This window comes from Mesorhizobium sp. M2A.F.Ca.ET.043.05.1.1, assembly GCF_003952445.1.
In the GTDB taxonomy this organism is placed as follows: Bacteria; Pseudomonadota; Alphaproteobacteria; order Rhizobiales; family Rhizobiaceae; genus Mesorhizobium.
The window spans coordinates 2,321,823-2,342,734 of sequence record NZ_CP034446.1 but is presented as its reverse complement, the minus strand read 5'-3'; the positions used below and the strand labels follow the sequence as shown (position 1 = coordinate 2,342,734).

The 20,912-nt window shown below is 64.8% G+C and carries 20 protein-coding genes; 10 read left to right on the top strand and 10 right to left on the bottom strand.

Annotation, left to right across the window (positions count from 1 at the left end):
* Positions 1-153 precede the first annotated feature (153 nt).
* Complete coding sequence (locus tag EJ069_RS11305) at positions 154-498, top strand: YkgJ family cysteine cluster protein (RefSeq protein WP_126064691.1); 345 nt, start codon at positions 154-156, stop codon at positions 496-498.
* 68 nt (positions 499-566) lie between these two features.
* The gene (locus tag EJ069_RS11300) at positions 567-1,178 is read left to right on the top strand and encodes a LysE family translocator (RefSeq protein ID WP_126061352.1); all 612 of its coding nucleotides are present in this window, start codon (positions 567-569) and stop codon (positions 1,176-1,178) included.
* A gap of 361 nt (positions 1,179-1,539) precedes the next feature.
* Here EJ069_RS11300 and groL read toward each other — a convergent pair whose 3' ends face one another.
* The 3 genes from groL to EJ069_RS11285 all read right to left on the bottom strand — a co-directional run bounded on the left by groL (position 1,540) and on the right by EJ069_RS11285 (position 4,581).
* Positions 1,540-3,192 (bottom strand): chaperonin GroEL, encoded by a 1,653-nt coding sequence (gene groL / locus EJ069_RS11295; RefSeq protein ID WP_126061351.1) that lies wholly within the window; start codon positions 3,190-3,192, stop codon positions 1,540-1,542.
* Positions 3,193-3,254: 62 nt separating this feature from the next.
* Positions 3,255-3,551: a co-chaperone GroES gene (groES, locus tag EJ069_RS11290; protein ID WP_073987612.1), complete on the bottom strand. Its 297-nt coding sequence runs from the start codon at positions 3,549-3,551 to the stop codon at positions 3,255-3,257.
* A gap of 229 nt (positions 3,552-3,780) precedes the next feature.
* Positions 3,781-4,581: a methyltransferase domain-containing protein gene (locus EJ069_RS11285; protein WP_126061350.1), complete on the bottom strand. Its 801-nt coding sequence runs from the start codon at positions 4,579-4,581 to the stop codon at positions 3,781-3,783.
* Positions 4,582-4,657: 76 nt separating this feature from the next.
* On the opposite strand from EJ069_RS11285, the gene EJ069_RS11280 reads away from it, so the two are divergent.
* The gene (locus EJ069_RS11280) at positions 4,658-5,509 is read left to right on the top strand and encodes a hypothetical protein (protein ID WP_126061349.1); all 852 of its coding nucleotides are present in this window, start codon (positions 4,658-4,660) and stop codon (positions 5,507-5,509) included.
* Positions 5,510-5,520: 11 nt separating this feature from the next.
* Here the strand turns inward: EJ069_RS11280 and EJ069_RS11275 are convergent, their stop codons facing one another.
* On the bottom strand, positions 5,521-6,147 hold the full coding sequence (locus EJ069_RS11275; protein ID WP_126061348.1) for a TetR/AcrR family transcriptional regulator: 627 nt from the start codon (positions 6,145-6,147) through the stop codon (positions 5,521-5,523).
* Positions 6,148-6,267: 120 nt separating this feature from the next.
* Here EJ069_RS11275 and EJ069_RS11270 point away from each other — a divergent pair, with 120 nt between their 5' ends.
* The 4 genes from EJ069_RS11270 (at position 6,268) to EJ069_RS11255 (ending at position 11,139) form a co-directional block, all read left to right on the top strand.
* Positions 6,268-7,452: an MFS transporter gene (locus tag EJ069_RS11270; protein WP_126061347.1), complete on the top strand. Its 1,185-nt coding sequence runs from the start codon at positions 6,268-6,270 to the stop codon at positions 7,450-7,452.
* Between the two features lie 11 nt (positions 7,453-7,463).
* A complete protein-coding gene (locus EJ069_RS11265) occupies positions 7,464-8,741 on the top strand; it encodes a D-arabinono-1,4-lactone oxidase (RefSeq protein WP_126061346.1) in 1,278 nt (425 codons plus the stop codon).
* Entirely contained in the window at positions 8,741-9,877 is a 1,137-nt protein-coding gene (locus EJ069_RS11260) for an alanine racemase (protein ID WP_189476289.1), read from the top strand. Before EJ069_RS11265 ends, EJ069_RS11260 begins: the two co-directional genes overlap by 1 nt.
* Positions 9,878-10,203: 326 nt before the next feature.
* Positions 10,204-11,139: a bifunctional helix-turn-helix transcriptional regulator/GNAT family N-acetyltransferase gene (locus EJ069_RS11255; protein ID WP_126061344.1), complete on the top strand. Its 936-nt coding sequence runs from the start codon at positions 10,204-10,206 to the stop codon at positions 11,137-11,139.
* 42 nt (positions 11,140-11,181) lie between these two features.
* On the opposite strand, the gene EJ069_RS11250 is transcribed toward EJ069_RS11255, so the two are convergent.
* The 6 genes from EJ069_RS11250 to EJ069_RS11225 are packed head-to-tail and all read right to left on the bottom strand — an operon-like array spanning position 11,182 to position 17,148.
* Positions 11,182-12,117: a phosphatidate cytidylyltransferase gene (locus EJ069_RS11250; RefSeq protein ID WP_126061343.1), complete on the bottom strand. Its 936-nt coding sequence runs from the start codon at positions 12,115-12,117 to the stop codon at positions 11,182-11,184.
* On the bottom strand, positions 12,117-12,776 hold the full coding sequence (locus EJ069_RS11245) for a lysophospholipid acyltransferase family protein (protein ID WP_126061342.1): 660 nt from the start codon (positions 12,774-12,776) through the stop codon (positions 12,117-12,119). Before EJ069_RS11245 ends, EJ069_RS11250 begins: the two co-directional genes overlap by 1 nt.
* Positions 12,773-13,216 (bottom strand): hypothetical protein, encoded by a 444-nt coding sequence (locus EJ069_RS11240; RefSeq protein WP_126061341.1) that lies wholly within the window; start codon positions 13,214-13,216, stop codon positions 12,773-12,775. The genes EJ069_RS11245 and EJ069_RS11240 overlap by 4 nt, the downstream gene beginning before the upstream one ends.
* A complete protein-coding gene (locus tag EJ069_RS11235; protein WP_126061340.1) occupies positions 13,213-14,550 on the bottom strand; it encodes a phosphatase PAP2/dual specificity phosphatase family protein in 1,338 nt (445 codons plus the stop codon). Before EJ069_RS11235 ends, EJ069_RS11240 begins: the two co-directional genes overlap by 4 nt.
* Positions 14,551-14,562: 12 nt before the next feature.
* On the bottom strand, positions 14,563-16,350 hold the full coding sequence (locus EJ069_RS11230) for a bifunctional alpha/beta hydrolase/class I SAM-dependent methyltransferase (RefSeq protein WP_245456503.1): 1,788 nt from the start codon (positions 16,348-16,350) through the stop codon (positions 14,563-14,565).
* 36 nt (positions 16,351-16,386) lie between these two features.
* Complete coding sequence (locus EJ069_RS11225; protein WP_348639364.1) at positions 16,387-17,148, bottom strand: CDP-alcohol phosphatidyltransferase family protein; 762 nt, start codon at positions 17,146-17,148, stop codon at positions 16,387-16,389.
* Positions 17,149-17,269: 121 nt separating this feature from the next.
* Between EJ069_RS11225 and EJ069_RS11220 the strand changes: the two genes are divergently transcribed.
* From EJ069_RS11220 to EJ069_RS11210, 3 genes are all read left to right on the top strand, one after another.
* On the top strand, positions 17,270-17,749 hold the full coding sequence (locus EJ069_RS11220) for a MarR family transcriptional regulator (RefSeq protein ID WP_126061338.1): 480 nt from the start codon (positions 17,270-17,272) through the stop codon (positions 17,747-17,749).
* On the top strand, positions 17,746-18,948 hold the full coding sequence (locus tag EJ069_RS11215) for an HlyD family secretion protein (RefSeq protein WP_126061337.1): 1,203 nt from the start codon (positions 17,746-17,748) through the stop codon (positions 18,946-18,948). The genes EJ069_RS11220 and EJ069_RS11215 overlap by 4 nt, the downstream gene beginning before the upstream one ends.
* A gap of 407 nt (positions 18,949-19,355) precedes the next feature.
* Positions 19,356-20,888 (top strand): DHA2 family efflux MFS transporter permease subunit, encoded by a 1,533-nt coding sequence (locus EJ069_RS11210; RefSeq protein ID WP_126061336.1) that lies wholly within the window; start codon positions 19,356-19,358, stop codon positions 20,886-20,888.
* Positions 20,889-20,912 lie beyond the last annotated feature (24 nt).

Below are 20,912 nucleotides of genomic sequence, written 5' to 3'. Positions count from 1 at the left end.
ACCTTTCTCGATTGCTCTCGAATTGCTGACAGCAGGGATAAAACCGGCAGCCGGCGAAAGGGTTCCCGGCAAAACGAAAAAAATCATGCTGTCGGGAAAAATTGCGTGGAAGGATGGACGAAGGCCGCAATCCTGCGCCAAGACAAGGCACGCATGAGGATCGCCTTGCCGCTCGACCCCGCCATCACCGTATCGCTTTCGCAAGGCGTCGCCTTCGACTGCCAGAGCTGCGGCGCCTGCTGCTCTTATTCGGCCGACTGGCCGCGCTTCTCGACCGAGGAGGATGAGCAACTGGACCGCATCCCGCTCGAACTGGTAGCCGCCGACCAGTCCGGAATGCGCTGCGAGGGTGCGCGGTGCTCTGCGCTCACCGGAGAGGTGGGTAAGCACACGGCCTGCGGCATCTATGATCTCCGCCCAGATGTCTGCCGTGCCTGCATGCCCGGCGGCGACGACTGCCTGATGGCAAGGACGGCGCATGGGCTGCCGGTGAGCTAATCTCACGCGCTTGCCGAAATCCGCACCTCCCGGTAGGTTCCGGCCGGGCAGGGCCGCGGAGGAAATCCATGAGCATCGAATTCCTGTTGACGTCGCTGATCATCGTGGCCTCGCCCGGCACCGGCGTCCTCTACACGCTGAGCGCCGGCCTCTCGCGCGGGGCGCGGGCCTCGGTCGTCGCCGCATTCGCCTGCACGCTGGGCATCATCCCGCATATGGCGGCCGCCATCACTGGCCTCGCCGCTGTGCTGCACACCAGCGCCGTCGCCTTCGAGACGCTGAAATATCTCGGCGTCGCCTACCTGCTCTACATGGCCTGGAACACGCTGAAGGAGAAGGGCGGGTTGAGCATCGACGAGGACGCCGCGCCGCGCTCGACCGCCAGGACGATCACCACTGGCATCCTGGTCAACGTGCTGAACCCGAAACTGTCGATCTTCTTCTTCGCCTTCCTGCCGCAATTCGTCAGCGCCACCGAGCCGCATGCGCTGCCCAGGATGCTGGAGCTCTCCGGTGTCTTCATGCTGATGACCTTCGTCGTCTTCGCCGTCTATGGCGTCTTCGCGGCCTCGGTGCGCAGCCACATCGTGTCGCGGCCGAAGGTGTTGACCTGGATGCGCCGCAGCTTCGCCGCTGCCTTCGTCATGCTTGGCGCCAAGCTAGCTGTGGCGGATCGGTAGCTCTCTGTCCGTTCGCGGTTTCGGAAGCCTCGTCGCTTCCGGAGCCCGCCGCCGTCCGAACGCCGAGCCGCCAGGCCGAAGGCAGGTCGCCGATCATCTTCTTCAAGACGCGGCCGAACGCTGAGTCGGATTCCTAGCCGATTTCCGCCTGCGCGGCCCTCTAGCAGAAGATCAATTTCGTTTCGGAATGCCGATCAAACGCTGACCGCCCTGGCAATCCTTCGCAAAACAAAAAGGGCGGCATCGCTGCCGCCCTTCCGTATGCATTAGCTAGGTAGGCTGGATCAGAAGTCCATGCCGCCACTCAAGCCCGCTTGCGGGCTTGAGCAATGTTAGTTGATGGGCGTGCTTTATGGACTTCTTAGAAGTCCATGCCGCCCATGCCACCCATGCCGCCGCCGGGCATGCCGCCCGGCATACCGCCGGCAGCTTCCTTCTTCGGAGCTTCGGCGATCATGGCTTCGGTGGTGACGAGCAGGCCGGCAACCGAGGCCGCGTCCTGGAGAGCCGTGCGCACGACCTTGACCGGGTCGACGATACCCATGGCGATCATGTCGCCATAGTCGCCGGTCTGGGCGTTGAAGCCGAAGGTCGCGCCCTTGTTCTCGAGGATCTTGCCAGCAACGATCGAAGCTTCCGCACCGGCGTTCGACGCGATCTGGCGGGCCGGAGCCTGCAGCGCGCGGCGCACGATGTTGATGCCGGCAGCCTGGTCGGAGTTGACGCCGGTGGCCTTGACGTTGGCCGAGGCGCGCAGCAGGGCCACGCCGCCGCCGGCGACGATGCCTTCTTCTACGGCCGCGCGGGTCGCGTTGAGCGCGTCGTCAACGCGGTCCTTCTTTTCCTTCACTTCCACTTCGGTCGCACCGCCGACGCGGATCACGGCAACGCCGCCGGCGAGCTTCGCCAGACGTTCCTGCAGCTTCTCCTTGTCGTAGTCCGAGGTGGTCTCCTCGATCTGCTGCTTGATCTGGGCGACGCGGCCCTGGATCTCAGCCTTCTTGCCGGCGCCGTCGACGATAGTGGTGTTCTCCTTGGAGATCGACACCTTCTTGGCGCGGCCGAGCATGTTGAGGCCGACATTCTCAAGCTTGATGCCGAGGTCTTCCGAGATGACCTGGCCACCGGTCAGGATGGCGATGTCTTCCAGCATGGCCTTGCGGCGGTCACCGAAGCCCGGAGCCTTGACGGCGGCGATCTTCAGGCCACCGCGCAGCTTGTTGACGACCAGCGTGGCCAGGGCCTCGCCTTCGACGTCTTCCGAGATGATGAGCAGCGGCTTCGAGGTCTGAACGACAGCTTCCAGGACCGGCAGCATGGCCTGCAGGTTGGAGAGCTTCTTCTCGTGCAGCAGGATGTAGGCGTCTTCCAGATCGGCGACCATCTTGTCGGCGTTGGTGACGAAGTAGGGCGAGAGGTAGCCGCGGTCGAACTGCATGCCTTCGACGACTTCCAGCTCGGTCTCGGCGGTCTTGGCTTCCTCGACGGTGATGACGCCTTCGTTGCCGACCTTCTGCATCGCTTCCGCGATCATCTTGCCGACCGACTCGTCGCCATTGGCCGAGATCGTGCCGACCTGGGCGACTTCCTCGGAGGTCTTGATCTTCTTGGCGGCCTTGCCGAGAGCGGCGACGACTTCACCGACGGCGAGGTCGATGCCGCGCTTGAGGTCCATCGGGTTCATGCCGGCGGCAACGGCCTTGTTGCCCTCCTGCACGATCGCCTGAGCGAGAACGGTAGCGGTGGTCGTGCCGTCGCCGGCGATGTCGTTGGTCTTCGAAGCGACTTCGCGGACCATCTGGGCGCCCATGTTCTCGAACTTGTCCTCAAGCTCGATCTCCTTGGCGACGGTGACGCCGTCCTTGGTGATGCGCGGGGCGCCGAACGACTTGTCGATGACGACGTTGCGGCCCTTGGGACCAAGCGTCACCTTCACCGCGTCGGCGAGGATGTTGACACCGCGCAGCATGCGCTCACGGGCGTCGCGGGAGAATTTTACGTCTTTTGCAGCCATGGTTAGCTCCTGACAGGGGCTCGGGAAGAGCCCGAAAACTCAGTTGATGGAGAGGCCGAAATTCAGCCGATGATGCCCATAATGTCGGATTCCTTCATGATCAGAAGGTCTTCGCCATTGAGCTTGACTTCAGTGCCCGACCACTTGCCGAACAGGATGCGGTCGCCGGCCTTGACGTCCAGGGGCACCAGCTTGCCGTTTTCGTCGCGAGCGCCGGAGCCGACGGCGATGATCTCGCCTTCCTGCGGCTTCTCCTTGGCCGTGTCCGGGATGATGATCCCGCCGGCGGTCTTGGATTCGGATTCGACCCGGCGAACGACCACGCGGTCATGAAGCGGGCGGAACTTGGACTTTGCCATGTTGTCTTCCTCGAGTGAGAACGGTGAGAACTGTTCCTCCATCCGGCGAGGCCGCCGGATATGAGTTAGCACTCACCAAAGGCGAGTGCTAACGTGGCGCTGAGATAGGCCGGCGCCTTGCCAGAGTCAAGGCGCGCGAAAGGGGCAAGCGGCGCGAAATTTTTCTCAGGCGAAACGTCACCATGAAAAGCGCCTGCTGTCGCGGGAGACTGACGAGCAATCCCGCCCGTCAGTCTCGGCGCTTCGGCGCTCGCAGCACCAGCAGCGGGCAGCGTTCGGCGAGCCCGTATGTGCCGGTCGGGGCAACGTCGACGTCGTCGAAAAATACCTTGGCTTCCTCGACAAGCGCGCTTACCGGCGCGAAATTGTAGATGACGGATGAGTTCCGGTAGACGTCGATGGTTCCGATGACCGGCAACTCCCACCCCGTGCGTGTCGAAAGTTCGTTGCGGTCGGGAAACATCGCTTCGAATTGCTCGAGAATTCCCGTCACCGGTATGACGTAGTCCGGCGCGCCGGCGATGGCGGTCATGGCCACCCGCCATTTGAGGTCGTGAAAGGTCGAGACGCCGCCGGCCAACGCCAGGGCGCGGACATCCTGCGGATCGTCGCGTGTCTCGGGGCAGGCGTACAGCCTGATGCCGGCGCGGCCACTTGCCTTCAACACACGCGCGATCGACGCGAACAGTCTGCGCCTGAGGTCGGCAGCGCCGATGACCGAGAGGCATCCGTCGCCGATCAGTGCCTCGACGCTTGCATCGCCGAACGGGAGATCGAACCAGTCGCCTTGCACAGCCTTGTGCGTGTCGGTGTCGCCCGGCCAGATGCCGGCGATCATATCGGCGGACTCGTCGACCGCCGTCATGGCGGCGCCAAGCCCGGCGAGTTCCGGCGTCACGCCGAGCATTACGACATGCGACCGGCCAAGCCCGAGCTCGCGGTCATAGGCCCGGACGACTTCCGGCGGCGGCCTGAGCGGCGACCCCAGCAACTGCCAATGCCTGCGAATTGCATTCCAATGCTCTGTCATCCACAAACCCGCCCGTACGACACTGTGTTAGAACGCATAATCGAGGACGCTTAAGAAACCAAGCCGAGGAGGGCGGATGGCACGTATTGCGGTTATCACGCATGAGTTTGACGCGTTTGAACGACGTCGCGGGCCGTTGCTGCGTCGCGACAGCCCCTACATGCTCTTCGATCTCCTGGAGGAGTTGAAGCGCCGGGGACATTCCGTGCGCATTGTTGCGGGCACGTCGGCCAGGCCGGAGGCGGATATCGCGATACTCCATGTCGACGCGACCGTGACGCCACCCGAATATGTCGAATACGCGCGAACTTATCCATTCTGCCTCAACATCGGCGCCGCCGATATCTCGAAGCGTCGCGTCAGCGGCGCGGTGATCGACAGGGATCACGGCTGGCGAGGCCCAGTCATCGTCAAGAGCAGCCTCAACAATCTGGGGACGCGGGAGCAGACGCTCAATCGGCGATCGCGGCGCGCCGGCAGGCCGGAGCCGTTTCCCGATGCCAGGCTGCTCGATCGCTACCGCATCCACGGCTCGCTTGCGGATGTTCCCCCGGCCGTGTTCGATCGCAAGGATCTCGTGGTGGAAAAGTTTGTTCCCGAGCCCGAGCCCGACGGCTTTGGCGCCCGCTTCTGGCTGTTTTGCGGAGAACGCGAGCGTTGTACCCGGCATGTCTCGCCGCAGAACCTGGTCAAAGGCGAGGATACGATCCGACGAGAGCCGGTTCCGGTTCCCGACGAGCTTCGCGCGCTACGACGCGATCTCGGCTTCGACTACGGCAAGTTCGATTTCGTCATGCACGAAGGCAAGGCCGTTCTGCTCGACGCCAACAAGACGCCCGGCCGCGTCCGCAACCTGTCCGCCTTCCTCGCCGCCGGCAACGCCAATCTTGCCGACGGCTTTGAAGGGCTGATCCGTCAACACGTCTAGGCGGCGGGACTCTACAAAAACAGCCGCAACTGCGTGTGGATGATCGAGCGATAGTCGTCGATCGTGCGCCGGCCTTCTGCCTCGTCCTGCGTCAGCGCCAGCCGCACGACGCCGCCGGCAAGCTGGAAGATCAGGAACACGACCCGCCCGAACGCCTCGCGCTGATCCGCTTGAAGCATGGGCGCGACATGGTCGCAGAATATCTTCGCCTGGTGTCTCGTCTCGGCAATGTCGAGATGCTGCAGCGCCTTGTCGGCCTGGATGGCGTTCTGCAGGTCCTGGATCGCCGGGTCAGCCGCGACGCGGGCATAATAGTCGTCGAGCATGCGATCGGCGGCCGCCGTCACGTCGCCCAGCCCGTTTATCCGGGCGATGATCGCGCCGAAGCGCGCCCGGCTTTCCTCGGCAAATCGTTCGTAGAGCATCGCCAGGATCGCCGACTTCGACGGAAAGTAGTGATAGACGGTCGCGATCGGCCCGCCGGCCAGCGCGCCGACTTCCTTCATCGTCACCGCGTCGATGCCCTTTTCGCCGATCAGCCGCATGGTCGTGGCGAGGATCGCGTCGATGCGCTCGCGGCTGCGCTCCTGCTTCGGTCTGCGCCTGGGTTCCGTCGCCGTTCGCTTTGCACCCGTCATGGCCCGCATCTTTCCCGGAAAGTGCGAATTCGCGGTTGACAAGAAACATGATCAAGTATCAGTTTCACTGAATGCTGACAACTTGTCAGTTTTTCGATCGGGCTGCAAGGGAGGCATCTCGTGACTGCATCGCAAGCCGCGCAGGCGGAAGAGGGCGATTGGCTCGTCGGCAATCCGACGGGATCGCAGCTTGCCTCGGCGCTGTGGATCGGCTCGGTCGGCCTGCTCATCCTTGGCCTTCAGCCGGTGCTGCTCGGCGCGCTCTATACCGAAGGCCATGTCACCGGCGACGAGCTGGCACTGGTCGCCACCGCCGAGATGATCGCGATCGGCATCGGGTCGGCGATCGTGGCCATGTTGCTGCCTGCCAGGAACATGCGCTGGAAGAGCGCGGCGCTGCTCGTCCTGCTCGCGCTCGCCAATTTCTGGACCGCTTATGCCGGCAGCCCCAATGGGCTGATCGGCGCGCGCATACTGGCTGGCGTTGCGGAGGGCGGGCTGGTCGCCGTCGCCACCGAATTGATCGCCCGCTCGCGTCGGGCAGAGCGCATCGGCGGCTATTTCGTCACGCTGCAGACTTTGGCGCAATGCGCGCTGGCGCTGATCCTGGCGCTCTATGCCGTGCCCGCCGCTGGCTCGGCCGGCGGCTTCATCGCGCTCGGCATCGTCTGCCTCCTGTCGCTGGTCGTCGCCTGGGTCGTGCCGGACGATTATGCCGATCTGCCCAAGGAAGAGCAGTTCGGCAATGTGGCGACAGTGCCGGCGATCACCGCGCTGCTCTCGATCTTCTGCTATTTCATGTTCTTCGGCGCCGTCTGGGCGTTTCTGGAGCCCATCGGCGCGCAGTTCGGCATCGACGGCCGCACCGTCGGCCTGATGGTGTCGGCAAGTCTCGCCGCGCAGGTGATCGGCGCCATGACCGCGACGGTCTTTGAGGCGCGCATCGACTACCGTTTTGCCATCACGATCATCGGCATCGTCGCGGCGATCAGCTCTGTCCTGCTTGCGTCCGGCCCGGGTCTTTCGGTCTTCTGGGCGGTTGCGCTGGTGATGGGCTTCATCCTGCTCTTTATCGTGCCCTATCAGATCCGCATGGCAATCACCGCCGACGAGACGCGAACGGCGGTGCTTCTGGTTCCGGCCGCGCAGCTCTTCGGTCTCGCTATCGGCCCGATCGCCGCCTCGCTTTTGATCGATGCCGGGAATTTCCGCCCGGTGCCCGAATTCGCCGCGGCGACTGCTTTGGCCAGCGTGCTGCTGCTCGGCGTCTTCGTGCTGGTTGCCAGGCGGCATGGTCGGGCCTGAGGAGGATCGAGATGGCAAATGCCTGGAGCAACTGGTCTGGTTTCGTCACGGCTTCCCCGAAATCGATAGCGACGCCGGCCAACGCCGGCGAGCTGGCCGAGCTGGTGCGCTCGGCGCCGGGACCGCTGCGCGTGGCCGGCGCCGGCCACTCCTTCACGCCGCTGGTGCAATCCGACGGCACCATCGTCTCGCTGGAGAAGATCGAAGGGCTGGTTTCGCATGAACCGGCGGCCCACAGGGCGCGGGTGAGGGCGGGCACGCGGCTCGGCGCCCTGATGCACATCCTGCAAGGCATCGGCCAGGGCCTGCCCAACATGGGCGACATCGACAAGCAGGCGATCGGCGGCGCGCTGGGCACGGCAACGCATGGCTCCGGACCGACGCTCGGCGCCTATCACACGCAGCTCGAGGCGGTGCAGCTCGTCGATGGGCGAGGCAAGCTGCGCGAATACAGCCGGGCCGACGACCAGGACATGATCCACGCCACCGGTGTCGCGCTTGGCGCCTTCGGCATCCTAACCGAAGTCGCGATGAACAACATCGCGGCCTACCGCCTGCGCCGCCGCAAATGGGTGCTGCCGATTGGCGACATGCTGCGCGATTTCGAAAAGATGATGGCCGCGCATCGTTCGGCCGAATTCTACTACATCCCGTTTTCGGGCTATGCGCAGTTCATCGCCAGCGACCTGAGCGATGCCCAGCCAACGCAGCGGCCGACCGAGGACGACGAGCAGGGCCTGGCGACATTGCGCAAGCTGCGCACCGTGCTGCGCCGGCTGCCATCGCTGCGCCGCGCGCTGATCAAGGGCGCAGTCAAAAAGGTGCCGGCCGAGGATTATGTGCAGGACTGGCTCAACGTCTATGTCAGCGACCGTCGAACCAAATTCAACGAGATGGAATACCACCTGCCATTCGAGGAAGGCCCCAAGGCGTTGGCCGAGATCATCGCGCTGACGGAGAAGTACTTTCCGGAAGTCTATTTCCCGATGGAGGTGCGTTCGGTGGCGCCGGACGAATTCTGGCTTTCGCCCTTCCACAAGCGGCTGACCTGCTCGATCGCCATCCACCATGACGCGGCGAATGACCCGCTGCCCTTCATGCGCGCCGCCGAGCCCATCTTCCGCAAATATGGCGGCAGGCCGCATTGGGGCAAGATGCACAGCCTGAAGGCGGCGGATTTCAAGAAACTCTATCCGCGCTGGAACGACGCGCTTGCCGTGCGCCGCGACATCGATCCCGACAACCGTTTCGTGTCGCCCTATATGGCCGGCCTGTTCGGCATCGAATGATGAGCGCCTATTTCGCCGCCCTGTCCGAGGCGTTGAAGGCAGCCGAGATCTTCCGGCCCTGCCTGGTGCTCGACCGCGACCGGCTGGACGGCAACGTCGCGCTGGTGAAGGAGCGGCTGGCGCCCGGCCTTGCCGTTCGGCTGGTCGACAAGTCGCTGCCTTGCATGCCGCTGCTGTCGCATATCGCGCGGGCACTCGAAACCAACCGCTTCATGACCTTCCATCCGCCGGTGACGCAGGCCGTCCTCGACGGCTTTCCCGAGGGCGATCTGCTCTACGGCAAGCCGATGCCGGTCGGCGCTGCCAGGGCCGCGCTGACAAGAGGCGGCGCCGGCTGGTGGTCGCGCGTCTGCTGGCTCATCGACACGCCGGAGCGGCTGGCCGACTATGGCGCCTTGGCCGCCGCGCTCGACACCGAACTGCGCTTCGCCTTCGAGGTCGATGTCGGCCTGCATCGCGGCGGTTTTCGTGATCCCGCCGACATCAAGGCGCTGACGGTGCCGGAGCGCCTGCATTGCCAAGGCATCATGGCCTATGAAGCGCATGCGCCGGAGATACCGGGCCTCTTGGGCGGTGCGGCCAGGGCGCTGAAGCAGGCTTCGGCCAAGGCGGCGGAGTTCGCCGCCGCCCTCGATCCGGACCGGCGCCGCATCCTGAATATCGGCGGCTCGAAGACCGCGCTGCTGCATGGCGGCAACGTCGCCAACGAAGTGTCGATCGGCTCGGCCTTCGTGCTGCCGAGCGACTTCGACACCCCTGGCCTCGACGGCCTCCAGCCGGCCGCCTTCATCGCCACGCCGATCCTCAAAGCGCTCGATCCGATGCTGCCCGGTCCGCCGTCGGTTTCCAGGGCGCTACAGGCGCTCGGTCTTTTCCCGCGCAAGGGCTGCTATCTCTATGGCGGCAAGTGGATGGCCGAACCGGTGTTCCCCGAAGGCATGAAGCCGAACGGCCTGATCGGGCTATCGTCCAATCAGCAGTTCATGGGCCTGCCGGCAGGCGCGGGTGTGAAGCCCGGCGACTACGCCTTCCTGCGGCCAACGCAGAGCGAGGCGGTGCTGCAGCATTTCGGGGCGATCGCGGTTTTTGCCGGCGGGCGGATCGGCGAGTTCTGGCCGGTGCTGCCGACGGGGTGAGGCGGCGTCGCAGCCTTGGCCATTAGCGCCGCCGCATCCGCGACTTCGTCATTCCAGGGCGGAGCGACGCGAAGCGGAGCGCAGACCCTGGAATCCATGCCGTTCCGCCTGCCGTAGAACGAACACGGTGCAGAAGAAGGTACCCCTGCCGGCGTTTCGCCGTCAGGTCTGCACCGTCGCGGCGCCTGTAGGTCACGGCATGGATTCCAGGGTCTCCGCGCGTCGCTTCGCTCCTTGCTCCGCCCTAGAATGACGAAGCTGTGACGACCAATTTATTGACTGAGTCAACTAAATGATCGATCCTGTCCGTGACAGGAGGACTTCCCATGACCATCCACGACCACCCCGGCAAGGAGCGCATCGATACGGTGCGCGCCTTCAACCGCTTCTACACCCGCCAGATCGGCCTGCTCGACGAGGGCCTCCTGAAGAGCCCGTTCTCGCTGACCGAGGCGCGGGTGCTCTATGAGCTTGCTCATCGCGACGGGCTGGTCGCCAGCAATCTGGTGCGCGACCTTGGCCTCGACCCCGGCTATGTCAGCCGCCTCTTGAAAAAATTCGAGGAACGCGGCCTGGTCGAGCGCGAAGCCAGCGAGGCGGACGCGCGACGATCATCGATCGCGCTGACGCCGGCGGGCAGGCAAGCCTTCGCGCCGCTCAACCGGGATTCGCATGACCAGGTGCGTGCGCTGCTCGACCGCTTGCCGCCCGCCCACCAGGAGCGGCTGGTCAACGCCATGCGCACAGTCCAGTATCTGCTCGGCGACCGCCCCGAACCCAAGGTGCCTTACATCCTGCGGCCGCTGCAGGTCGGCGACATCGGCTGGGTCACGCGCCGTCAGGGCATGCTCTACACCGAGGAGTATGGCTGGGACGGAACCTATGAGGCGCTGGTCGCCGAGATCCTCGCCGAATTCGTCAAGAAATTCGACGCGCAATGGGAGCGCGCCTGGATCGCGGAGCGCGAAGGCGAGGTGGTCGGCTCGGTATTTGTCGTGCGCAAGTCGTCCGAGGTGGCGAAGCTGAGGCTCCTCTATGTCGAGCCGTCGGCGCGCGGCCTGGGCATCGGCCGGCGCCTGGTCGACGAATGCATCGCCTTCGCCCGCGCCAAGGGCTACAAGACGCTGACGCTGTGGACCAACGACATACTGGGCTCGGCTCGCCGCATCTACCAGGCCGCGGGTTTCCAGCTGGTCGACGAGGAGCGCCATCATTCCTTCGGCAAGGACTTGGTCGGGCAGACGTGGGATTTGGAGCTGTAGCGCTTCCCTTCTCGGATGCCCAAGCGGCTTTAACTGGCTTGCTCAGACCGTCCAGAAATAGCGCACGATGTGGAAGAAGATCGGCGCGGCGAAGACCAGGCTGTCAGTGCGGTCGAGCATACCGCCATGGCCTTCGATCAGATGGCCCCAATCCTTGACGCCCTGGTCGCGCTTGATCGCCGAGGCGACGAGGCCGCCGAGAAATCCCATCGTGCAGGCGACGAAGGCGACGGCCGAGGCCTGCAGCGGCGAGAAGGGCGTGATGAAGGCGAGCAGCGCGCCAAGCAGGCTCGACGCGACCAACCCGCCGATTAGGCCCTCCCAAGTTTTCGACGGCGAGACGTTCGGCGAAAAGCGGTGTTTTCCGAACAGTTTGCCGAAGATGTATTGCAGGACGTCGCTGCCCTGCACGACGATGATCAGGAAGGCGATGAGCAGAAGGTTGCGGTCTTCGAAGCCCGGCACGTTGAGCGTCAGCAAAGCTGGCACGTGGCTGACGCAATAGACCGAGATCATGATCGCCCACTGCTGCGCCGAGACCCGCTCCAGAAACCGTTCCGTGTCGCCGTGCAGCGCCGTTATTGCCGGCATCAGCAGGAAGCAGTAGACCGGAATGAAGATGACGAAGAGGCCATACCAGGCGGTCCACACCAGCCAGTACTGGAAGGGGATGACGATGCCGAACATGCCGAGCAGCACCCAGTGGTCGCTGCGGCGGCTATGCGTCAGCGTCACGAACTCACGCAGCGCCGCGAACGAGATCAGCGCGAACAGGAGGGTCATGCCGTAACGGCCGAAGAAGAAGGCGACCGTCATCAGCGCCACCATCACCCACCAGGCGTTGATGCGCTGCGTGAGGTTGACGAGTGTCGAACTGAGCGGCTTCGGCGCGCGCATCGAGAGGATGCCGGCGGTGACGCTGGCGGTGCTCAGCACCACGAAAAGGCCGATGATGAGAATGCTGATTTCGTGGCGCATCAATCGTCTCGGTCGGGGCGCGGATTGAGCGCCAGAAGCTCGGCGCGGGCGCGCTGCAGGAAGGCGCGCCGCTCTTCGCCCGGGGCGACGGCAACGGGGGCGCCGAAGACGACGCGGCAAAGCAGTGGCACCGGCAGGAACTGGCCCTTGGGCAGCACGCGCGACATGTTCTCGATCCAGCAGGGGATCAGCTCGACATCCGGCCGCGCCATCGACAGATTGTAGAGGCCGGAACGAAAAGGCAGCAGCTCGTCGCTGGTATTGCGGGTGCCCTCGGGGAAGATGATCAGCGAATGGCCCTGGTCTAGCACGGAAAGCATGATCGAGATCGGATGCTCCGCCTCGTTCGTCCATTGCCGGCTGATCAGCACGGAGGACAGCATGTCCTCGGCAATGAAGCGGCGGAGCCGCGACTTGCCCCAATATTCGGCCGCGGCGATGGCGTGCGTCTTGGCGCGCTCCGTCTCGCTGAGGCAGGCCGACAGAAGGATGAAATCGCCGTGGCTGGTGTGGTTGGCGAAATAGATGCGCTGCCGGTCCGACGGCTCGCTGCCGCTCCAGATCGGCCGCACGCCGGTGACCGCCCAGGCCATCGCCGAAAGGCCGACGGAGGTTATGGTCTGCAACAGCGTGTAGGTGCGCAGCGAAAGCTTGCTCATCCGGGCATCCAGAATCCGGCGGTGAGGAACGCGACGACGAAGACCGCGAAGGCGATCCGCTGCCTGGCCAGCAGGCGGCGTGTTCCGGCGATGCGCTGGTCGAGCGGGCGGGGCATGGCCGGGGCCGGCTTCAACCGCATGCGCGCCAGCATGTCATCGACAGCGGCGCCTCCTGATATCTCGTCGCCATGCGTCGCCATCAGCCGGAACAGCAGCGCATCGAAGGCAAGAAGCGCCGAGAGCCCGAGCACCATCACCGCGCTCGCCGCCGCGACGAGCAACGCCAGCACAGCAAGCGGCGCATGGAGCGCGCCGCGCGCCGAGGCGACCAGCGGGGCGATGCTGTCGCCGGCGATCACGATCACGGCCGGCCATGCCGCCTGCTTGACCAGCATGGCGGCGAAGGCGGCAGCCTTGCGCTGATAGGCGTCATCGTTCATGCCGGCTCGTCCAGTCCGAGCTGAAGATGCACCGGCCGGCCGGAAGCGGCGAGCTGCTTGCGCGCCTGCGCCGGCGTGTGCGAGCGGCCGCTGGCAACCAGCCAGCGGGCGACGACCGTGGCGCTGCGCTGGAAGCCGAGCGCGCAGCAGACCAGCACAGTGCCCTGCCGGCGCGCCGGCTCAACCGCCGCCACCGCCTGGTCGAGCGTGCCTACGGGCGGCGGCAGGAGATCGAGCATGGGAAAGCTGATCCAGCGGCCCGGCGCGTCACCTGGCCGCTCCAGCTCGGCGGCAAGATCAATCACCGTGCCGAAGCCGTGTGCTTCGGCAGCGTCGGGAAAGCGCCCGAGAAAGACACCGTCGGTGACGGCAACCACCGGCGGCAGCTTGCGCGTCCAGGCCCAGACATTGATCCTGGCGCCCAGCCGGTATGGCCAGAGCAGGACGCGGCTTGCCAGCGACACGCGGCCGTCCGCCGCCTTCTGGAACACTTTTGGCCCGGCCCCGGCATAGCCGAAAGCGACGATAGCCAGCGCAAGTGCCGGCCACAAAAAGATAAGCGCAAGCGCCGAGAAGAAGGCGCCGATGGCTGCGCCGGCGAGCGCCAGGCCGGCGCCCAGCGCGTAGCAGAGCGAAAGCCGCCGAGCCTTGGCATCGGTCGTCAGGCGGAAGCCGGCGAAGGGCAGCTCGCCCCGGGCCGGAAATAGCCACAGCGCGAAGAAGCCGAGCAGAGCGCCGGTCGGAACATCGGTGAAATGGTGCTGCCAGGTTGTCAGCACCGAGGCGCCGATCAGGAAGCACCAAACGTGCCAGAGCGTGAGCAGGGGGCCGGAAAGACGCTGGCGCCAATGATCCCAGATGATCGCCAGCAATGCGATATGCAGGGACGGCGCCTGGTTGAACGGCTTGTCGAAGCCGCCGAGCACGTCAAACATGAAGCCGGGCAGGCCGGTCGTTGCCGGCCGCACGAAGGTGGCGGTCAGCGGAAACAGGATGAAGCAGGAGACGGCGACGACCTGCGCCGTGAGGTAGCGGCCGGCCAGCCGGTTCACACGTTGCGTGCTGTCGTTGAGCAGCAGCGACAGGGCGTAGAACAGGTTGATCGACCAGTAAGGCACGATTGTCCAGGCAAGGAACGGGACGTGGTGTTCCCACGAGAACACGATGCTGCCGACATATGGACGGTTCGAGGCCAGCCAGTTGGCGAAGCCATAGGTCGAATAGAAGAATGGCGCGAGAAACGCGAGCCACAGCGCCGCCCGAAGGACGACACGTCCGTAGGGTTCGGCGGCCGCGGTGGCTGAAAGTGGCGGGGGCTCGGCGCTGGCGGGCATGCGTGGGCGGTCCTAAACCCGCCTTGCCAGCGAGACGGTGAAGATACCCCATTGGTCGATGCGCTGGTCGAGCTTCTCGAAGCCGGCGGCTTCGACCAGCTGATCCATCTCGGCTTGCGTGCGCCGACGCATGACCCAGGCCTGGCCGCCGCGATGCGAAGTCAGGCTGCGCGCGATCATCTCGAGCTGCGGGTGCCAGGGCTGGTTGGTGTAGATCAGCAGGCTGCCAGGCTGCATGGCGCGGGCCAGCCCGCCGAGCGAGCGGGCGATCAACGCATTGTCCGAGAAGAGCTCGTAAAGGCCGGAGACGATGGCAAGATCGGGCGCCGGGTTCAGCACCGCCAGCCCGGCGCCATCGAAGGCATCGGCGCGGCGGAACGAGACGCTGGCCGGCAATTGGCGATCGGCGATCAGCTTGCGGCCGAGCTCGACATTGAGGTCGGAATAGTCCTGCAGCCGCACGCTGGCCGGCTGCTCGGCGCTCTTGCCGATCGCATCGAGCACGTAGCGGCCGTGCCCGGCGGCTATGTCGATTATGTGGCCGGGACGTCCGGCCGCTTTCAGCGTTGCCAGCGCCGAACCGATCAGCTCCTCGAGGTTGAGCTTGCGCTGGCGGATGCCGCGCCAGCCGATGGCGTCCAGAAAGGTCCGATCGACCATGCGGCCGATAGGCCCCAATCCACGCGCATCGTTCTCGTAAACATAGTCCAGCGTCGAGCCGGAATCGAAGCCGGTGCCGACGCCGATCTTCATGCCGCGCGAGAACCAGCTGCCGATGCGGATGAACGCGCGGCTCATCGCCCAATAGAGGCCCCTGGGCGACAGGAGATCGAGCGGCGAAGCAAGCCTGTCGGCCTCGTCGCGCGTGTAGCCGGCGATGTCCGCCTGCTTCAGGTCGACGGCTTCGGCCGGCGAAGCAAATTGCCCTTCGATGAACGGCCGGATAAGGGCGAGCGCCTTGGCGCGGTCGCGCTCGCCGAGCGTATCGTGGAAGAAGCCCGGCAGCACATGCCGCTCCTTCGCGCGGCTACCGAGATTGACGAAGAACTCGTGCTGCGGGCCGTGCCGCACCACCCAATCGCTGCCGGACAAAAGAAGCTGCGTCGGCATGGTGATGGCGCGGGCGTCGGAGACGATGCGCGCCGCATGCTGGTAGAGCTCGACCAGTATGTTGGAAGCGATCGGCCTGGTGATCAGCGGGTCGTTCTCGAAGGAGGCGATGCGCACCGGGTCATGGGTGAGCAGGCTCGCCTTGACATAGGAATTGACGAAGAAGCGCCCGTTGATCCTCTGCCATAGCGCGATGCCTTCCTTGGCGAAGGGCACGTAGAGCTTGACCGAGAAAGCCGGCGAGGCCAGCACCATGGCGCGCAGTTGCGGCGCATAGTCATGCACCCAGGCGGCGGCGAGCACCGCGCCGAAGGATTGCGCGACGAGCGCGATATCCTGTGCGCCAAACCCGTCCTTGGCGGCGATCTCGCGCATGAAACAGTCGATATCGCGCACCAGCGCCGCGAAAGACGGCGCATAGCCGCGCTCGCCGGCGGAGCGGCCATTGCCGCGCGCATCCCAGGCATAGAAGGCGTAATCCGGCATTCGCAATTCATCGACCAGATGCGCCATGCGGCCGCCATGCTCGTGGCCGCGATGGAAGAGCACCACCGCACCTTTGGCCTCGGCCGATGCCGCCGGCCAGAAACGGTAGAAAATTTCCGTACCGTCATGGCTTTGGAAGCTGCGTTCCTGCGCCTGCCGCGTAGGGCTTTCCGCCGGCGCGGCGGCGATCTGTTCGTGAAGCATGCTGTTTCCCTCGGACGGCATGGCGAGCCTCGATGCTTAGCCGGAGCTGCCAGTAAGACCGGCACGTATCCGGTTTATGGCGGTCAGCAGCGACAGCGTAGCCATGGCCGGAAACACAAACGGCGCGAGGGCCGCGGGCCACAGCCCGACGGCGCACAGAGCCGCGACCACGCCGAGCGCCAGTGCCCTGTCGCTCTTGCCGAACGGGCCGACATAATTGCGACCGATGCCTGCGGGGATGCCGAGCACGCCGGCGAATTCTGCGAGCATCGCGGCAATGCCAAAGGTAACGACACCCCATTGGCCGAATTGCGCAAAGGCGGCGAAGGGCAGGATCAGCGCCAAATCGGAAACGACATCGCAGATCTCGTTCAGATACATGCCCAGGGTAGAGGCCTGGCCGTGCTCCCGCGCCAGCATGCCGTCCATCGCGTTGAGTGCCATGCGCACGAACAGCACCAGGGGGATGAGCAGCACAAGCAGGCGCGAACCCGGCGCCGCCGCGATCGCCACGCCGGCCGCGATCGACAGGGTGGCCGCCAGCAGGGTGATGAAATTGGCTGTCACGCCCATTGCTGCCAGCCGGCTGACAAGCGGTCGCAGCCTGTCCTGGAAGGCCGGCTTCAGCGCATAGAGCGTCGGCATTGCGTGATCCCCCGATCCACGGTGCAGCTTTACCACGAGCGAGGCGAGCGGCGCTAGCGTGCGGCAGAAAACACAGTGAATTTTCAGACGGTTGACGCCTTGCTGTGAATGCATCGCCTGAAACCGCAGCTTCGGCCTCGGGTAGCCGTTCACCGATTGCCGAATTCACCGGGCGCTAACCATGAATGCACCAAATGCCTGCCATGACGATTTGCCGGCTTCTGGCGCAATGCTTCCCCTTGAATAATAAGCACGCTTATTATATGTATCGCTCATGGTTTCGGATGGCATCGACAGATTGGGATTTTTGATCCACGACGTGCAGCGCCTGATGCGCAAGCGCTTCGAGGCGCGCGCCAGCGGGTTGGGGCTTTCCTCGGCGCAATGGCGGCTGATGGTGCGCGTCGCCAAGGAAGAAGGCATCACGCAGGCGCGGTTGGCCGAATTGCTCGAAATCGAGCCGATCAGCGTCTCTCGCCTTGTCGATCGCATGGAGGAGGGCGGCTGGATCGAGCGCCGCCAGGACGCCACCGACCGGCGCGTGCGCATGATCTTCCCGACCGAGAAGGCGAGCGCTGCCTACGCAGATGTCAAAAGCCTCGCCGGCGAGGTCTATGAAGAGTCGTTGACCGGCGTTTCGCCTGAAGAGCGACGCATCCTGATCCGGGTGTTGGACACGATCGTGCAGAACCTGACGGACGGCGAGGCATCGTCCCTCGAAAAGATCAAGAGCAGGGAAGGGGCAGCGGCATGAGCGCAGCAGCCAAGCGGGAAGACGACAATGTCACCAAGCTGAACGCGCCGGCGCAGCCGGTCGCTGAAGCGCCGGCGCAGCCGACGGTCGCTCCGGCCACGGCGGCTCCGGAGCCGCAGCCGGCGCCGGTCGCGCCGAAGAAGAAGCGCCGCCTCGGCCGCTTCATGCTGATGGTCGCGCTGCCGCTGGCGCTGCTTGCCGGCGGCTCCTATGTCTGGGTGACGGGCGGCCGCTATCAGGAAACCGAGAACGCCAACCTGCAGCAGGCCAGGATTTCGGTCGCCTCTGATACAGCCGGCCGTATCGTTCAGGTCGGCATCGCCGACAACCAGCTGGTCAAGCAGGGCGACCTTCTCTTCGTCATCGATCCCGAGCCTTACAGGATCGCGCTCGCCCAGGCCGATGCGGCGGTCGCCGCGGCGCGCCTCAATGTCGAGCAGCTGCGCGCCGCCTACAGCCAGGCGATGGCGCAGGAGAAGTCCGCCTCAAGCGAGGTCGACTATGCGCAGTCGCAATATGACCGCGCCGCCGATCTCGCGCAGAAGGGCATCAATGCCAAATCCTCGCTCGACCAGGCCCGCAACGATCTTGACAAGGCCAAGCAGCAGCTGGCCGTCGCGCAGCAGGGCATCGTCAGCGCCAAGGCGGCGCTCGGCGGCAATCCCGAGATCGAGACCGACAAGCATCCGACCGTGATGGCCGCTTTGGCCGCGCGCGACAAGGCGGCCTATGACCTGGCGCAGACGACGGTGAAGGCGCCTGCCGACGGTGTCATCTACCAGGCGGCTTCCTTCAAGGTCGGCCAGTATGTTTCCGTCGGCACGCCGCTCTTCGCGCTCGTCGAGACCGGCGACACCTGGATCGACGCCAATTTCAAGGAGACCCAGCTCACCAACATGAAGCCGGGCCAGAAGGCGGAGATCGTCGTCGACACCTTTCCGGGCCGCACCTTCGAGGCGACGGTCAAGGCGATCGGCGCCGGCACGGGCGCGGAGTTCTCGCTGCTGCCCGCGCAAAACGCTACCGGCAACTGGGTCAAGGTCACGCAGCGCATTCCCGTGCGCCTGGAGTTGACCGATCCCGACGCTAAGATGGCGCTGCGCACCGGCATGAGCGCGACCGTCACCGTCGACACCGGCGTGGCGCGCGGCCTGCCGTCGATCTTCGGCCATGCCACGGCAGGAGAGCACGCGCAGTAACAATACGCCCCCAAACCGGGGGCGGAGCAGGGACTGGCCTGATGGGAGGAGTGAGAAGGATAAGCGTTTAAGATCAGCCGTTTGACGGCGCGATCAAAACCGAAACCTTCGTCACGGACCCGTCGGTCCTCAGGTTTCCGGGCGGCAGACATCCGCTCCAACAGAGACTTTCAGTCGATGTAACCCCCACATCGATAGTCGCGTCCCACCGCGATGAAGGTCTCTCAACGGAAGGCATTGCCGCCCGGAAGCCTAGAGCCGGATGATTTCAGGTCTGTTCGACCTGAAATCTGAATCCGGCTCTAAATCAAAGAGATAGACCATGATGTCGTCCGAAAACCGCATCACACTTTTGGGCATCATGCTCTAGTCTACACGGTTTTGTTACCCGCTGGAAGTTCAGCATCATGAGCACGCCCGAACCCTTCAAGGAAGTGCCGCATCGCGGGCTGATCACCGTCGCGCTGATGCTGGCGACGATCATGCAGGCGCTCGACACTACGATCGCCAATGTCGCGCTGCCAACCATGACCGGCGACCTTGGCGCGTCGCCCGACAACATCAACTGGGTGCTGACCTCCTATATCGTGGCGGCGGCGATCATGACCCCGGTCACCGGCTGGCTTGCCGACCGGCTCGGCCGCAAGGAGCTGTTCCTCGCCTCCGTCGTCGGCTTCACGATCTTCTCCATGCTCTGCGGCCTGGCCTGGAGCCTCGAGACGATCGTGCTCTTCCGTCTGCTGCAGGGCGTGTTCGGCGCCGCCATCGTGCCGCTGTCACAGACCTTCCTGCTCGACATCAACCCGAAGGAGCGCCACGGCCAGGCGATGGCGATCTGGGGCGCCGGCATCATGCTTGGGCCGATCCTGGGCCCGACGCTCGGCGGCTGGCTGACGGAAAACTTCAACTGGCGTTGGGTGTTCTTCATCAACCTGCCGGTCGGCATCCTCGCCTTCCTCGGCATGGCCGCCTATCTGCCCGTCATCGCCAAGCGCGTGCGCGGCTTCGACTTCTTCGGCTTTGCCATGCTCTCGCTCGGCGTCGGCGCGCTGCAGCTTGTGCTCGATCGCGGCGGCGAGGTCGACTGGTTCAACTCGGCCGAGATCTGGATCGAGCTTGCTCTGTCGCTCACAGGCTTCTGGGTGTTCATCATCCACACGGTGACGGCAGAGCATCCCTTCATCGACCCAAAGATCTTCCTCGACCGCAATTTCGTGACCGGGCTGGGCTTCATCTTCGTCATGGGCGTGCTGATCCTGGCCTCGATGTCACTGTTGCCGCCGATGCTGGCCAACATCTTCGGCTATCCGACCGTGACCATCGGCGTCGTGCTGGGGCCGCGCGGCATCGGCACGATGATCTCGATGCTGGTCGTCGGCCGCATCATGCACAGGTTCGATGCGAGGATCCTCGTCGCCATCGGTTTCCTGCTGACCGCGCAGTCGCTGTACACCATGGCAAGCTTCACGCCGCAGATGGACAACTGGCTGATCCTCACCTCCGGCGTCATCCAGGGTCTCGGCATGGGCATGGTGTTCGTGCCGCTGTCGACGGTCGCCTTCGCCACGCTCGATGCGCGTTACCGCACTGACGCCACCTCGTTGTTCAGCCTGGTGCGCAATCTGGGCTCGTCGATCGGCGTGTCGGTGGTTGCGGCCTTGATGGTGCGCAACACCCAGATCAACCACACCGAGCTTTCGGCCTTCATCAATCCCTACAATCCCAACCTATGGGCTGCCTCGCCGGCGGCCGCGAGCGGCAACGCCGCGGCGCTGTCGCAGGTCGACCGCGCGGTGAATGCGCAGGCGATGATGATCTCCTACATCAATGACTTCAAAATCCTGATGGTGATGACGCTGGCCGCGATCCCGTTCGTCATCCTGCTGCGCAAGCCCAAGGCGGCGCCGGCGGGCGGCGCCCCGGCGGCGCATATGGATTGATCTGCCCGACGCTGGGCCGCTCCA

Bases quoted from the DNA above. Each gene is read 5' to 3' on its own strand.
- EJ069_RS11305 (WP_126064691.1), top strand. From the start codon at position 154: ATGAGGATCGCCTTGCCGCTCGACCCCGCCATCACCGTATCGCTTTCG.
- EJ069_RS11300 (WP_126061352.1), top strand. From the start codon at position 567: ATGAGCATCGAATTCCTGTTGACGTCGCTGATCATCGTGGCCTCGCCC.
- groL (WP_126061351.1), bottom strand. From the start codon at position 3,192: ATGGCTGCAAAAGACGTAAAATTCTCCCGCGACGCCCGTGAGCGCATG.
- groES (WP_073987612.1), bottom strand. From the start codon at position 3,551: ATGGCAAAGTCCAAGTTCCGCCCGCTTCATGACCGCGTGGTCGTTCGC.
- EJ069_RS11285 (WP_126061350.1), bottom strand. From the start codon at position 4,581: ATGACAGAGCATTGGAATGCAATTCGCAGGCATTGGCAGTTGCTGGGG.
- EJ069_RS11280 (WP_126061349.1), top strand. From the start codon at position 4,658: ATGGCACGTATTGCGGTTATCACGCATGAGTTTGACGCGTTTGAACGA.
- EJ069_RS11275 (WP_126061348.1), bottom strand. From the start codon at position 6,147: ATGACGGGTGCAAAGCGAACGGCGACGGAACCCAGGCGCAGACCGAAG.
- EJ069_RS11265 (WP_126061346.1), top strand. From the start codon at position 7,464: ATGGCAAATGCCTGGAGCAACTGGTCTGGTTTCGTCACGGCTTCCCCG.
- EJ069_RS11260 (WP_189476289.1), top strand. From the start codon at position 8,741: ATGAGCGCCTATTTCGCCGCCCTGTCCGAGGCGTTGAAGGCAGCCGAG.
- EJ069_RS11255 (WP_126061344.1), top strand. From the start codon at position 10,204: ATGACCATCCACGACCACCCCGGCAAGGAGCGCATCGATACGGTGCGC.
- EJ069_RS11250 (WP_126061343.1), bottom strand. From the start codon at position 12,117: ATGCGCCACGAAATCAGCATTCTCATCATCGGCCTTTTCGTGGTGCTG.
- EJ069_RS11245 (WP_126061342.1), bottom strand. From the start codon at position 12,776: ATGAGCAAGCTTTCGCTGCGCACCTACACGCTGTTGCAGACCATAACC.
- EJ069_RS11240 (WP_126061341.1), bottom strand. From the start codon at position 13,216: ATGAACGATGACGCCTATCAGCGCAAGGCTGCCGCCTTCGCCGCCATG.
- EJ069_RS11235 (WP_126061340.1), bottom strand. From the start codon at position 14,550: ATGCCCGCCAGCGCCGAGCCCCCGCCACTTTCAGCCACCGCGGCCGCC.
- EJ069_RS11230 (WP_245456503.1), bottom strand. From the start codon at position 16,350: ATGCTTCACGAACAGATCGCCGCCGCGCCGGCGGAAAGCCCTACGCGG.
- EJ069_RS11220 (WP_126061338.1), top strand. From the start codon at position 17,270: ATGGTTTCGGATGGCATCGACAGATTGGGATTTTTGATCCACGACGTG.
- EJ069_RS11215 (WP_126061337.1), top strand. From the start codon at position 17,746: ATGAGCGCAGCAGCCAAGCGGGAAGACGACAATGTCACCAAGCTGAAC.
- EJ069_RS11210 (WP_126061336.1), top strand. From the start codon at position 19,356: ATGAGCACGCCCGAACCCTTCAAGGAAGTGCCGCATCGCGGGCTGATC.